16 protein-coding genes are annotated in these 12458 nt (G+C 69.8%); all 16 read left to right on the forward strand.

What is annotated here, in order from left to right; all coding sequences use genetic code 11:
* The first annotated feature begins 122 nt into the window (after positions 1–122).
* On the forward strand, positions 123–542 hold the full coding sequence (rpsP, locus tag IEY95_RS28330) for a 30S ribosomal protein S16 (protein WP_189188986.1): 420 nt from the start codon (positions 123–125) through the stop codon (positions 540–542).
* 2 nt (positions 543–544) lie between these two features.
* The gene (locus IEY95_RS28335) at positions 545–784 is read left to right on the forward strand and encodes an RNA-binding protein (RefSeq protein ID WP_003973401.1); all 240 of its coding nucleotides are present in this window, start codon (positions 545–547) and stop codon (positions 782–784) included.
* Positions 785–894: 110 nt separating this feature from the next.
* The gene (rimM, locus tag IEY95_RS28340; RefSeq protein ID WP_189188987.1) at positions 895–1443 is read left to right on the forward strand and encodes a ribosome maturation factor RimM; all 549 of its coding nucleotides are present in this window, start codon (positions 895–897) and stop codon (positions 1441–1443) included.
* Positions 1443–2264, forward strand: coding sequence for a tRNA (guanosine(37)-N1)-methyltransferase TrmD (gene trmD, locus IEY95_RS28345; RefSeq protein WP_189188988.1), 822 nt, complete (start codon positions 1443–1445; stop codon positions 2262–2264). Before rimM ends, trmD begins: the two co-directional genes overlap by 1 nt.
* A gap of 132 nt (positions 2265–2396) precedes the next feature.
* Complete coding sequence (rplS, locus tag IEY95_RS28350; protein WP_030675924.1) at positions 2397–2747, forward strand: 50S ribosomal protein L19; 351 nt, start codon at positions 2397–2399, stop codon at positions 2745–2747.
* A 45-nt stretch (positions 2748–2792) separates the two neighbouring features.
* Complete coding sequence (lepB, locus tag IEY95_RS28355; protein ID WP_189188989.1) at positions 2793–3509, forward strand: signal peptidase I; 717 nt, start codon at positions 2793–2795, stop codon at positions 3507–3509.
* The gene (gene lepB, locus IEY95_RS28360) at positions 3502–4596 is read left to right on the forward strand and encodes a signal peptidase I (RefSeq protein ID WP_189188990.1); all 1095 of its coding nucleotides are present in this window, start codon (positions 3502–3504) and stop codon (positions 4594–4596) included. The genes lepB (IEY95_RS28355) and lepB (IEY95_RS28360) overlap by 8 nt, the downstream gene beginning before the upstream one ends.
* Positions 4481–5413: a signal peptidase I gene (gene lepB, locus IEY95_RS28365; protein WP_189188991.1), complete on the forward strand. Its 933-nt coding sequence runs from the start codon at positions 4481–4483 to the stop codon at positions 5411–5413. The genes lepB (IEY95_RS28360) and lepB (IEY95_RS28365) overlap by 116 nt, the downstream gene beginning before the upstream one ends.
* 182 nt (positions 5414–5595) lie before the next feature.
* Positions 5596–6372 carry a signal peptidase I gene (gene lepB, locus IEY95_RS28370; protein WP_189188992.1) on the forward strand — a complete coding sequence of 259 codons (777 nt, stop codon included), beginning with the start codon at positions 5596–5598 and terminating at the stop codon, positions 6370–6372.
* Position 6373: 1 nt separating this feature from the next.
* On the forward strand, positions 6374–6913 hold the full coding sequence (locus IEY95_RS28375) for an NUDIX hydrolase (protein ID WP_189189103.1): 540 nt from the start codon (positions 6374–6376) through the stop codon (positions 6911–6913).
* 55 nt (positions 6914–6968) lie between these two features.
* Positions 6969–7277: a DUF2469 domain-containing protein gene (locus IEY95_RS28380; RefSeq protein ID WP_003965949.1), complete on the forward strand. Its 309-nt coding sequence runs from the start codon at positions 6969–6971 to the stop codon at positions 7275–7277.
* 155 nt (positions 7278–7432) lie between these two features.
* Complete coding sequence (locus IEY95_RS28385) at positions 7433–7804, forward strand: YraN family protein (protein WP_229703433.1); 372 nt, start codon at positions 7433–7435, stop codon at positions 7802–7804.
* A complete protein-coding gene (locus IEY95_RS28390) occupies positions 7804–9432 on the forward strand; it encodes a YifB family Mg chelatase-like AAA ATPase (RefSeq protein WP_189188994.1) in 1629 nt (542 codons plus the stop codon). The genes IEY95_RS28385 and IEY95_RS28390 overlap by 1 nt, the downstream gene beginning before the upstream one ends.
* Positions 9429–10574, forward strand: coding sequence for a DNA-processing protein DprA (gene dprA / locus IEY95_RS28395; protein ID WP_189188995.1), 1146 nt, complete (start codon positions 9429–9431; stop codon positions 10572–10574). Before IEY95_RS28390 ends, dprA begins: the two co-directional genes overlap by 4 nt.
* 272 nt (positions 10575–10846) lie before the next feature.
* Entirely contained in the window at positions 10847–11689 is an 843-nt protein-coding gene (whiG, locus tag IEY95_RS28400) for an RNA polymerase sigma factor WhiG (protein WP_189188996.1), read from the forward strand.
* Between the two features lie 143 nt (positions 11690–11832).
* The gene (locus IEY95_RS28405) at positions 11833–12390 is read left to right on the forward strand and encodes a TetR/AcrR family transcriptional regulator (RefSeq protein ID WP_189189104.1); all 558 of its coding nucleotides are present in this window, start codon (positions 11833–11835) and stop codon (positions 12388–12390) included.
* The last annotated feature ends 68 nt before the right edge of the window (positions 12391–12458 follow it).

Consider the following 12458-nt stretch of genomic DNA (forward strand, 5'->3'; position numbering starts at 1 on the left):
CGACAGCCGCACAGGACCCCTCTCTCCTCCGGCTGACGCGTCCATCGGGCACTCGGGTACCGCAACCCCACGCGGCCATCTCGCCGTGCCCAACCACGTCAAGACCAGGAGACACCACTTCCGTGGCAGTCAAGATCAAGCTGAAGCGTCTGGGCAAGATCCGTTCGCCTCACTACCGCATCGTCGTCGCCGACTCCCGTACCCGCCGTGACGGCCGGGCCATCGAGGAGATCGGCCTGTACCACCCGGTACAGAACCCCTCGCGCATCGAGGTCGACTCGGACCGCGCGCAGTACTGGCTGGGTGTCGGCGCGCAGCCGACCGAGCCCGTTCTCGCGATCCTGAAGCTGACCGGCGACTGGCAGAAGTTCAAGGGCCTGCCCGCCCCGGCTCCGCTGCTCGTGGCCGAGCCGAAGGCCGCGCGCCCGCTGTTCGACGCCCTTGGTGGCGACGACGAGGGCAAGGGTGAGGCCATCACCCAGAAGAAGAAGGCTGAGAAGAAGGACGAGGCTGCCGCCGAGTCCGAGTCGACCGAGGCCTGAGCATGCTCGAGGAGGCTCTCGAGCACCTCGTGAAGGGCATCGTCGACAACCCCGATGATGTGCAGGTCGCCTCGCGCAACCTGCGCCGCGGACGCGTTCTCGAGGTCCGGGTGCACCCCGACGACCTCGGCAAGGTGATCGGCCGCAACGGCCGCACCGCGCGCGCTCTGCGCACCGTCGTGGGCGCCATCGGCGGACGCGGTGTCCGCGTCGACCTGGTCGACGTGGATCACGTCCGCTGACGTAACAGGCAGCACCGGCTCGGGCCGGGGAGCAGTATCGGATGTGCGGCTATCGCCGCGTGGCCGAGCTGTCCCCGGCCCGTAGTCGTACCGACAGGAGATCAAGCACAGTGCAGCTGGTAGTCGCTCGCGTCGGCCGCGCCCACGGGATCAAGGGCGAGGTCACCGTGGAGGTCCGTACGGACGAGCCGGAACTCAGGCTCGGGCCCGGCGCCGTCCTGCTCACCGACCCGGCCTCCGCCGGACCGCTGACCATCGAGACGGGCCGGGTGCACAGCGGCCGTCTGCTGCTGCGCTTCGAGGGCGTGCGGGACCGGAACGCCGCCGAGGCGCTCCGCAACACCCTGCTGATCGCCGAGATCGACCCGGACGAGAGGCCCGAGGACCCGGACGAGTACTACGACCACCAGCTGATGGACCTGGACGTGGTCACCAAGGACGGTGTGGAGGTCGGGCGGATCACGGAGATCTCGCATCTGCCTTCGCAGGACCTGTTCGTGGTCGAGCGCGCGGACGGGACCGAAGTCCTGATCCCGTTCGTCGAGGAGATCGTCGTCGAGATCGACCTGGAGGAGCAGCGGGCCGTCATCGACCCGCCGCCGGGCCTGATCGACGACCGGGCCGAGATCGTCTCCTCCCGCGACGAGGACGAGGCGTAATGCGGCTCGACGTCGTCACGATCTTCCCCGAGTACCTCGACCCCCTGGACGTCTCGCTCGTCGGCAAGGCACGCGCGCGTGGACAGCTGAATGTGCACGTGCATGATCTTCGGGAGTGGACGTACGACCGTCACCACACGGTCGACGACACCCCGTACGGCGGCGGCCCCGGCATGGTCATGAAGACCGAGCCCTGGGGCGACGCCCTGGACTCCGTGCTGGCGGACGGCTACGAGACGGGCTCCCACGGGCCCGCACTGGTGGTCCCCACGCCCAGCGGGCGCCCCTTCACCCAGGAGCTCGCCGTCGAGCTCTCCGAGCGCCCCTGGCTGGTCTTCACGCCCGCACGCTACGAGGGCATCGACCGCCGCGTCATCGACGAGTACGCCACCCGGATGCCCGTCTACGAGGTGTCCATCGGCGACTATGTGCTCGCCGGCGGCGAGGCGGCCGTCCTGGTCGTCACGGAGGCCGTGGCGCGGCTGCTGCCCGGCGTCCTCGGCAACGTCGAGTCCCACAGGGACGACTCCTTCGCCCCCGGGGCCATGGCCAACCTCCTGGAGGGGCCGGTCTACACCAAGCCCCCGGCGTGGCGCGGCCGCGAGATTCCGGAGGTACTGGTCAGCGGCCACCACGGGAAGATCGCCCGCTGGCGCCGCGACGAGGCCCTGCGCCGTACGACGGCGAACCGGCCCGACCTCATCGAGCGCTGCGACCCTTCCGTCTTCGACAAGAAGGACCGCGAAATGCTCTCGATCCTGGGCTGGCAGCCAGGTCCCGACGGCCGATTTTGGCGCAGCCCAGAGGCCGTGGAAGAATAGACCGCTGCTGTACGTCGTCCGGCGTGCGCCCCTGCCACAGGGGGACACGACGCCCGCCCCGACGCGGCAGCACCCTCTTGGAAAACTATCTCCCGTTGATGACCTGTGGCATCAACGAAGAAAGCAGACGAAATGTCTCACCTGCTCGACTCCGTCGACAGCGCGTCGCTGCGCAGCGACATCCCGGCCTTCCGCCCGGGTGACACCGTCAACGTCCACGTCCGCGTCATCGAGGGCAACCGCTCCCGTGTGCAGCAGTTCAAGGGCGTAGTCATCCGCCGCCAGGGCGCCGGTGTCCGCGAGACCTTCACGGTCCGCAAGGTCTCCTTCTCGGTCGGCGTCGAGCGCACCTTCCCGGTGCACACCCCGATCGTCGAGAAGATCGAGCTCGTCACCCGTGGTGACGTGCGTCGCGCGAAGCTGTACTACCTGCGTGACCTCCGCGGCAAGGCCGCGAAGATCAAGGAGAAGCGCGAGAGCTGAGCTCACACCGGGGTTCAAAGCGGGGCCGGATAACATCTGGCCCCGATGGACACCGAAGCACAGCCCCTGGAGCGCGACCGCTCCTCCCGCCCTTCCGACTCCGAGAACGCCTCGGACACGGACAGGCCGGAGGGTCGGTCGCGTTTCGCGTTGCTGGACCGGGTCGCGGACTGGCTCCCGGGCGGGCGGATCACCCTGACCGTGCTGGTCTGCCTGGTCTTTCTGCTGCTCGTCAGCCGGTTCGTGATGCAGCCGTTCCACATTCCCAGCGGCTCCATGGAGCCGGGATTGAGGATCGGGGACCGCGTTCTCGTAAATAAGTTGGCGTACCGTTTCGGTGCTGAGCCGCACCGGGGCGACGTCGTTGTGTTCGACGGCACTGGGTATTTCGGGAACGCCGACTACATCAAGCGCGTCGTCGGTGTAGGAGGAGACCATGTGGTCTGCTGCGACAAGGAAGGGAGGCTCGAAGTGAACGGCAGGTCGGTCGACGAGTCGACGTTTCTGCATTCCGGGGACAGTCCGTCCGACGTGGGCTTCGACGTCGTCGTGCCCGACGGGTCCCTCTTCCTCCTCGGCGACCACCGCAGCGACTCCAGCGACTCCCGCGACCACCTGGGCTCGCCCGGCGGCGGCATGATCCCCGTCTCCGACGTCATCGGCAGGGCCGACTGGATCGCCTGGCCCGCCGACCACTGGACCCGGCTGACGCGTCCCGACGCCTACGCGCGCGTGTCCGCCGCGGACGGTGCCCATGGGTAACCGTGGCAAACCGCGCGGGGTCTCCACCAGCGCCGCGGACAACCTGCTGCCCACCGGCACCCGGCGTGCCTCCGGGGGCGCGGTCCGGCCCAGCCGTGTGGAACGGCGCAAGCTCGCTCGCAAGATCAAGCGGCGCAGGCGGCGCTCGGCGATCAAGGAGATACCTCTCCTCGTCGGTGTGGCGGTGCTGATAGCGCTGGTTCTCAAGACCTTCCTCGTCCAGGCGTTCGTGATCCCGTCGGGCTCCATGGAGAACACGATCCAGATCGGCGACCGCGTCCTGGTCGACAAGCTCACCCCCTGGTTCGGCTCCAAGCCCCAGCGCGGTGACGTCGTCGTCTTCAAGGACCCCGGAGGCTGGCTCACAGCCGAGGAGACCAAGAAGAAGGACGACCCCGTTGTCGTCAAGCAGGTCAAGGAAGGGTTGACCTTCATCGGCCTGCTGCCGTCCGACAACGAGAAGGACCTCATCAAGCGGGTCGTGGGCGTCGGCGGGGACACGGTCAAGTGCTGTGACGCGCAAGGCCGGGTGACCGTCAACGGCACGCCGCTGACCGAGCCCTACATCTACGCCGGCGACAAGCCGTCGGATTTCGCCTTCGAGGTGAAGGTGCCCCAGGGCCGCCTGTTCGTTCTGGGAGACCACCGAGGCAACTCCGCCGACTCGCGCTACCACCGCACCGACAAGTTCAGCGGTACGGTCTCCGAGAAGTCGATCGTCGGCCGGGCCATGATCATCGGCTGGCCCGTCGGTCACTGGACCCGCCTGAAGGAACCGAGCACGTTCGCGACGGTCGCCGACGCGCCTGGAGGGTCGACGTCCGCTCTCGCCCAGTCGCATAGGGTGGCCCCTGCGGATCCAGACGGATTGATCCCCCTCCCGAGCCCTGCGGAACTCCCGCTCGTTATGGGAGTGGTGGGCCTGCGCCGAATTCGACGACGCGGGCGGCGGCACGGAGTGAGGAGTGGATGTGGGGGATGTGGCGGTCGGCGCACGGTCCGGACACGAAGGTCCCGAAGGGCAGCCGGAGCGGCCCGACGATTCGGGTTCCCCAGCCGTAGAGGGCGCATCCGGCTCCGCGAGTGAGTCCGAGGACGGCAGCGCTGCGACCGAGCGCGCCGAGCAGGACGCGAAGTCGAAGAAGCAGCGCTCCTTCTGGAAGGAGCTGCCGATCCTGATCGGCATCGCCCTGGTTCTCGCGCTGCTGATCAAGACGTTCCTGGTGCAGGCGTTCTCGATCCCCTCGGACTCGATGCAGAACACCCTCCAGCAGGGCGACCGTGTCCTGGTCGACAAGCTGACCCCGTGGTTCGGCTCCGAGCCGGAGCGCGGCGAGGTCGTCGTCTTCCACGACCCCGACAACTGGCTGGCGGGCGAGCCCACGGCCAACCCGAACGCCCTGCAGACGGTCCTCAGCTGGATCGGCCTGATGCCGTCCGCCGAGGAGAAGGACCTCATCAAGCGGGTCATCGGCGTCGGCGGCGACACCATCCAGTGCAAGGGCACCGGCCCGCTGACCGTCAACGGCAAGGCGCTGAACGAGCCGTACGTGTACCCGGGCAACACCCCGTGCAGCGTCGACGAGGACGGCGGCCAGTTCAAGGTCAAGGTGCCCAAGGGCATGATCTGGGTGATGGGTGACCACCGCCAGAACTCGCGGGACTCGCGCTACAACCAGATGGACAAGCACCACGGCATGGTCCCCGTGGACAAGGTCGTCGGCCGCGCCATTGTGAAGGCCTGGCCCATCAACCGCTGGGGCACCCTCCCGGTCCCGGACACCTTCGGCCAGACCGGCCTGAGCGACCAGGCGGCGGCCGCGGTCACCTCGCCGGCTGCCGTGGCGCTGGTGGGCGCGGTACCGCTGGTGCTGGTACGACGGAAGCGGAAGTCGTCCAAGTAACGCGCTGAAGCGCCCCCTTGGGGCCGGTCGGCTCGGATTCGTCCGGGCCACCGGCCCCTCGGTCGTATCGGGCGCTCGGCAGCACGTAGGGGCGCCGGCGGGCCGGGCGCGTTCCGGAACCGGCAGGTGTGATCAGACCATGGGCTGACCGCGCACCGTACCCCCGGGTAAGGTGCGGACCCATGGGTGGCGAGAGCGCGACACGTACGGCCCCGCACAGCGGTGGCGCAAGCAAGGCCCAGGCGGGCGGCCGGGTCGGACAGAGGCTGTCCGGACTGGCTGTCGCGCTGGGCCTGGTGCTGTTCCTCGGAGGATTCGCCTGGGGGGCGGTGGTCTACCGGCCGTACACCGTGCCCACCAGTTCGATGGCGCCGACGATCGACGCCGGTGACCGGGTATTGGCACAGCGCATCGACGGCAGCGAGGTACGCCGCGGTGACGTCGTCGTCTTCCGCGACAAGACCTGGGTCACCAACGCGGCCGTGGTCAAGCGCGTGGTCGCCGTCGGCGGCGACACGGTCTCCTGCTGCACCAACGGCAAGCTGACCGTCAACGGCAAGCAGATCGACGAACCGTATCTGCCCAAGGGCAGCCTGGCCGAGATCACGAAGATCCCGACCGTGAAGGTGCCCGAGGGGCGCCTGTTCCTGCTCGGCGACGAACGTCAGGGCTCCCTGGACTCCAGCGCCCACCTCACGGACGCGGCCAGCGGCACGGTGTCGCGCAATGCCGTGACCGCCAGGGTCGACGCCGTCGCCTGGCCCATGAACGGCATGCTGAAGCGGCCGACCGGCTTCGAGACCCTCGGCAGCCTTTCCCAGCCGGGACCGCTGCGCCTGATGGTCGGCGCGGTGATCGCCGGTGCGGTGCTCGTCCTGGGCGGCGCGGCGTACGGTCCGATCGCCGGCCGTGCGGGCCGACGTGCCAAGGCCCGGACGGAACTCGCCGGTGCCCGCTGAGGTGTCCTACGACGAACCTCCGCACGACGGCGGAACGGGGACGCCGGACGAGTACCGGGGCGGCCCGCGGAAGGTCGCCCGCGTGGTGCTGCTCGACCCCGAGGAGCGCATTCTGCTGCTGCACGGGCACGAGCCGGACGATCCCGCCGACGACTGGTGGTTCACGCCCGGCGGCGGCCTGGAGGGCGCCGAGACCCGCGAGCAGGCCGCGCTGCGCGAGCTCGTGGAGGAGACCGGAATCACCGAGGTCGAGCTGGGCCCGGTGCTGTGGCGGCGGTTGTGCTCCTTCCCGTTCGCGGGGCGCCGCTGGGACCAGGACGAGTGGTACTACCTGGCCCGTACGACCCAGACGGCCACGGAGGCCGCGGGGCTGACGGACCTGGAGCGGCGCAGTGTCGCCGGAGCACGCTGGTGGACGTGCCAGGAACTGACCGAGGCACATGAGACGGTGTATCCGACCAGACTCGCCGAGCTGCTGCGCAGGGTGCTCGACGAGGGTCCCCCGGCCACGCCCGAGGTCCTCGACACGGAAATCGTCTAGGGGCTCGCGGGGCTGGCGCACAATAGGGGGACGCACGGCTGAAGGGGAACATGCCATGAGCGCCGAGGACCTCGAGAAGTACGAGACCGAGATGGAGCTGAAGCTCTATCGGGAGTACCGCGATGTCGTCGGTCTGTTCAAATATGTGATCGAGACCGAACGGCGCTTCTACCTCACCAATGACTACGAGATGCAGGTGCACTCGGTCCAGGGCGAGGTGTTTTTCGAGGTGTCCATGGCGGACGCCTGGGTGTGGGACATGTACCGACCCGCTCGCTTCGTGAAGCAGGTACGCGTGCTCACATTCAAGGACGTGAATATCGAGGAGCTGAACAAGAGCGACCTGGAGCTGCCCGGCGGCTGATGACGGGCGGTGCGGCGGGCGGCTGTGGCGCGCCGCCGCGACGTGCGGTGAGCGCTCGCGCGGGTGACGGAGTTATCCACAATCATCCGCTCGTCCACCAAGATCCAATACCGGCTCGAAGTGGCCTCAATGTTGGCGCCGGAGGTGGTGCCGACATGAACACACCCAAGGCACACAGGGCACTCGGAGAGTACGGCGAGGATCTGGCCGCGCGGCGGCTGACGGAGACCGGGATGACGGTCCTGGCGCGCAACTGGCGGTGCGGCAGGACCGGCGAAATCGACATCGTGGCACGTGACGGCGACGCGCTCGTCGTCTGCGAGGTCAAGACCCGCAAGGCGGGCGCATTTGAGCACCCGATGGCGGCCGTCACCCCGGCCAAGGCCCAGCGACTGCGTGGCCTGGCCGAGCGCTGGCTCCAGGAACACGGCGGGGCACCACCCGGCGGCGTCCGCATCGATCTGATCGGCGTCGTCCTCCCCGACCGCGGTGCGCCCGTGGTCGAGCACGCGCGGGGGGTGGCCTGATGGGATTCGCGCGTACGTGTTCAGTGGCGCTCGTCGGCGTCGAGGGCGTCGTGGTCGAGGTCCAGGCCGACCTGGAGCCAGGCGTCGCGGCCTTCACCCTGGTCGGCCTCCCCGACAAGAGTCTGACGGAGAGCAAGGACCGGGTTCGGGCGGCGGTGGTGAATTCCGGCGCGTCATGGCCTCAGAAGAAGCTCACGGTGGGGCTGAGTCCTGCGTCGGTGCCCAAGGGCGGCAGCGGGTTCGATCTCGCTGTGGCCTGCGCGGTCCTGGGTGCTTCCGAGCGGATCGATCCACGGGTGCTCTCCGACATCGTGATGATCGGGGAGCTCGGCCTGGACGGACGGGTACGGCCGGTGCGGGGTGTGCTGCCGGCGGTGCTGGCCGCGGCGGACGCCGGATACGAGCAGGTGGTGGTGCCGGAGTGCGCGGCGGCCGAGGCCTCGCTGGTGCCCGGGGTCTCGGTGCTCGGGGTGCGCAGTCTGCGCCAGCTGATCGCGGTGCTCGCGGATGAGCCGGTGCCCGAGGAGGAGCCGGACGAGCAGGGGCGGCCGGATCCGCTGCTGGCGGGCCTGCGCGTGCCCGGCACGGGGGAGGCGACCGGTCTGTGCGGCATGGCCGTGTCGGAACACGACCAGGGGCACGACGACCTCGCCGATGTGGTCGGCCAGATGTCGGCGCGCACCGCGATGGAGGTCGCGGCAGCCGGTGGGCACCATGTCTTTCTGCAAGGTCCACCCGGCGCGGGCAAGACGATGCTCGCCGAGCGGATGCCGTCGCTCATGCCGCGCCTCACCCGGCAGGAATCCCTCGAGGTGACGGCGATCCACTCGGTCGCGGGCCTGCTGCCGCCGGGCAAGCCGATGGTGGACGTCCCGCCGTACTGCGCACCCCACCACTCGGCGACGATGCAGTCCCTCGTCGGTGGCGGCAAGGGGCTGGCGCGGCCGGGCGCGGTGTCGTTGTCACACCGCGGTGTGCTCTTTTTGGACGAGGCCCCGGAGTTCAGCGGCTTCGCACTCGATGCCCTGCGGCAGCCCCTGGAGGCGGGTCACGTCGTGATCGCGCGCAGCGCCGGTGTCGTGCGGTTCCCGGCGAAGTTCTTGATGGTGCTCGCCGCCAACCCCTGTCCGTGCGGGCGCTTCAGCGTGGCGACCGACTTCTGCGAGTGCCCGCCCTCCTCCGTACGTCGCTACCAGGCCAGACTTTCCGGGCCGCTGCTCGACCGGGTCGATCTGCGGGTGGAGGTCGAGCCGGTCACCCGTTCCGAACTGACGGCGCGCGGCGCCCGGGGTGAGTCGACGCGGACGGTGGCCGACCGGGTGAGCGCCGCACGCGAGCGTGCCGCCGCGCGGCTGACCGACACTCCATGGCATACCAACAGTGAGGTGCCGGGACGCGAACTGCGCAGCCGCTGGCAGGCACTGCCGGGAGCGATGGACGAGGCGGAGCGCGGACTGGAGCGCGGTGTGCTGACCGCACGCGGCCTGGACCGGGTGCTCCGCGTCGCCTGGACGGTCGCCGACCTGTCGGGACACGACCGACCCGACGCCGGGGATGTGGCCTTGGCACTGCAGCTGCGCACCGGCGTGCCGCGAGGGGTGCCGATGATGATCGGCTCGCCGAAATGACCGACGACGAGCGCATGGCCCGCGTCGCGCTCGCCCAAGTCGTCGAACCAGGGGACGAGGCCGGTGGGCGATGGTTGCGGGAGTTCGGGGCCGTCGAGGTGGCGCGGCGGCTGGTGCAGGGAGGCGAGCCGCTGCCGGGGGTGAGCGAGAAGCGATGGGAGGGGCTGCGGGGGCGGTCCGGCCGGGTGCGGCCGGACCGGGATCTGGCTCAGGCACGGCTCGCCGGAGTGCGGTTCATCTGTCCCGGTGAGCCCGAGTGGCCCGCGCAACTCGACGATCTGGGGGACGCCCGGCCCATCGGACTGTGGGTACGGGGGCGCCCGAGTCTGCGGATATGGGCGCTGCGCTCCGTCGCCGTCGTCGGAGCCCGGGCCTGTACCGAGTACGGCGCCCACATGGCGGCCACCCTCGGCGCGGGTCTCGCGGAGCGCGGATGGGTGGTCGTGTCCGGTGGTGCCTACGGAGTGGACGGTGCCGCGCACCGGGGCGCCCTCGGGGCGGGCGGCGCCACCGTCGCCGTGCTGGCCTGCGGCGTCGACCGGCCCTACCCGCGCGGACACACCGAGTTGATCAACAGAATCGCGGAACAGGGACTGGTGGTGGGCGAGTTGCCGCCCGGCGAGCACCCGACGCCGAGCAGATTCATTCTGAGAAACAGGGTGATCGCGGCGCTCACCCGGGGGACCGTGGTCGTCGAGGCGGCCTATCGCAGTGGTGCGCTGGTCACAGCCCGTGCGGCGCAGCGGCTCGGGCGGTTCACGATGGGGGTGCCGGGCCCTGCCACGAGCGGCCTGTCGGCGGGGGTGCACGAACTGCTCCGGGGCGAGGCGGTGCTGGTCTCCGACGCCGCGGAAGTCTCCGAACTGGTGGGTGACATGGGTGAGCTGGCCCCCGACCGCCGTGGGCCCGTGCTGCCGCGCGACCTGCTGGACCCGGGCGCCGGACGCGTACTGGCCGCGCTGCCGGCGCGCGGTCTGGCGGGGGCGGAGGAGATCGCCCGGGGCGCGGCGACCACCCCGGACGACGCGGTCGGGAGGCTGTACGAACTCCGAGCACTTGGTTTCGTCGAACGACACGGCGATGGCTGGAAGTTGACACGCCAGGCGATGATCTCCGTCCGCGGCGATCGGGGACGGTGCTGACCCAGCGTGTTCGGCCGTCCGGGCGAACGCCGACACCCTTGGGAATTCCCGCAGTTGGCGTCTCTCGTCGGTTACGCAGCGCGATCGTCGTCACACCGGGAGACGCTCAGTGGAATGCCTCTGTGTGCGGGTGATCCGCAGTTCTTCGCGCACTGCGACACCCCAGTCACGCTACGCTCACGAGGATTCCGACTCAGACCGACAATCTCGGCATCAGGCCGACAGGACACCCAGGTACTCCCAGTTCACGGCAGAACGGCACAAGGCGACGAATGCCCCAGCACACCTCCGGGTCCGACCGGGCGGCGATCCCGTCAGCCGCCCGCGACGACGGCAGCGTTCGCCCGCCCGCTCCCTCGACGCTCGATGAGCTGTGGCGGTCGTACAAGGCGACGGGTGACGAGCGGCTGCGGGAACAGTTGATCCTGCACTACTCGCCTTTGGTGAAGTATGTCGCGGGGCGGGTGAGTGTGGGCCTGCCGGCCAATGTGGAGCAGGCCGACTTCGTCTCGTCGGGCGTGTTCGGGCTGATCGACGCGATCGAGAAGTTCGACATCGAGCGGGAGATCAAGTTCGAGACGTACGCGATCACGCGGATCCGGGGCGCGATGATCGACGAGCTGCGGGCACTGGACTGGATCCCACGGTCCGTGCGGCAGAAGGCGCGCAATGTGGAGCGGGCGTACGCGACGCTGGAGGCACGGCTGCGGCGCACCCCGTCGGAGTGCGAGGTGGCCTCCGAGATGGGCATCGGGGTGGAGGAACTCCACGCGGTGTTCAGCCAGTTGTCGCTGGCGAATGTGGTGGCTCTGGAGGAGCTGCTGCACGTCGGCGGCGAGGGCGGTGACCGGCTGAGCCTGATGGACACGCTGGAGGACACCGCGGCCGACAATCCCGTCGAGGTGGCCGAGGACCGGGAGCTGCGGAGGTTTCTGGCGCGGGCGATCAATACGCTCCCCGACCGGGAGAAGACCGTCGTCACGCTCTACTACTACGAGGGGCTCACGCTCGCCGAGATCGGCAACGTGCTGGGAGTGACCGAGAGCCGGGTGAGCCAGATCCACACCAAGTCGGTGCTCCAGCTGCGCGCCAAGCTGGCGAGTTTCGGCCGCTGAGCTCGGCGGTGGCATGCTGCTGAATCGTCCCTGCCCAGCAGGTGTCCGGGCTTCCCCTCCGCCGGTCGGGTGGGCGGAGTGGCTCCCGTCCGGGGCGGTCCGTCCGTAGAGTGGTTGACGTGCCAAGGATTCGAGCGGCCTCCGTGGCCGAGCACCGGTCGATGCAGCGAGCCGCCCTGCTGGATGCGGCGCGCTCCCTGTTGTCCGAGGGCGGGACGGAGGCGCTGACCTTCCCGGCCCTCGCTGAGCGCACGGGGCTCGCGCGGTCCTCCGTGTACGAGTACTTCCGGTCGCGGGCGGCCGTCGTCGAGGAGCTGTGCCAGGTCGACTTTCCCCTCTGGGCGGCGGAGGTTTCGGCCGCGATGGAGCGGGCCTCCTCTCCGGAGGACAAGGTCGAGGCCTATGTCCGCCGGCAGCTGGCGCTGGTCGGGGACCGGCGGCACCGGGCCGTGGTCGCCATCTCGGCGAGCGAGCTCGACGCCGGGGCGCGGGAGAAGATCCGTGCGGCTCACGGTGGGCTCGTGGCGATGATCGTCGAGGCGCTGGGGGAGATGGGGCACGGGGAGCCGCGGTTGGCCGCGATGCTGCTTCAGGGCGTAGTGGATGCGGCCGTGCGGCGGATTGAGCTGGGGGCGGCGGAGGACCCTTCGGTGATCACCGAAGCGGCCGTCGGGATGGCTCTGCGGGGCGTTCGGGGCTGAGTCCGTCCTTGTTCGGCACTCAGGGTCGGGGCTGAGCTCCGGTTGGGTCGCGCGGCGCGGCGCTGTAA

Origin of the sequence: Streptomyces albiflavescens (assembly GCF_014645835.1) — a bacterium.
In the GTDB taxonomy this organism is placed as follows: domain Bacteria; phylum Actinomycetota; class Actinomycetes; order Streptomycetales; family Streptomycetaceae; genus Streptomyces; species Streptomyces albiflavescens.

Bases quoted from the DNA above. Each gene is read 5' to 3' on its own strand.
- IEY95_RS28335 (WP_003973401.1), top strand. From the start codon at position 545: ATGCTCGAGGAGGCTCTCGAGCACCTCGTGAAGGGCATCGTCGACAAC.
- trmD (WP_189188988.1), top strand. From the start codon at position 1,443: ATGCGGCTCGACGTCGTCACGATCTTCCCCGAGTACCTCGACCCCCTG.
- rplS (WP_030675924.1), top strand. From the start codon at position 2,397: ATGTCTCACCTGCTCGACTCCGTCGACAGCGCGTCGCTGCGCAGCGAC.
- lepB (WP_189188989.1), top strand. From the start codon at position 2,793: ATGGACACCGAAGCACAGCCCCTGGAGCGCGACCGCTCCTCCCGCCCT.
- lepB (WP_189188990.1), top strand. From the start codon at position 3,502: ATGGGTAACCGTGGCAAACCGCGCGGGGTCTCCACCAGCGCCGCGGAC.
- lepB (WP_189188992.1), top strand. From the start codon at position 5,596: ATGGGTGGCGAGAGCGCGACACGTACGGCCCCGCACAGCGGTGGCGCA.
- IEY95_RS28380 (WP_003965949.1), top strand. From the start codon at position 6,969: ATGAGCGCCGAGGACCTCGAGAAGTACGAGACCGAGATGGAGCTGAAG.
- IEY95_RS28385 (WP_229703433.1), top strand. From the start codon at position 7,433: ATGAACACACCCAAGGCACACAGGGCACTCGGAGAGTACGGCGAGGAT.
- IEY95_RS28390 (WP_189188994.1), top strand. From the start codon at position 7,804: ATGGGATTCGCGCGTACGTGTTCAGTGGCGCTCGTCGGCGTCGAGGGC.
- dprA (WP_189188995.1), top strand. From the start codon at position 9,429: ATGACCGACGACGAGCGCATGGCCCGCGTCGCGCTCGCCCAAGTCGTC.
- whiG (WP_189188996.1), top strand. From the start codon at position 10,847: ATGCCCCAGCACACCTCCGGGTCCGACCGGGCGGCGATCCCGTCAGCC.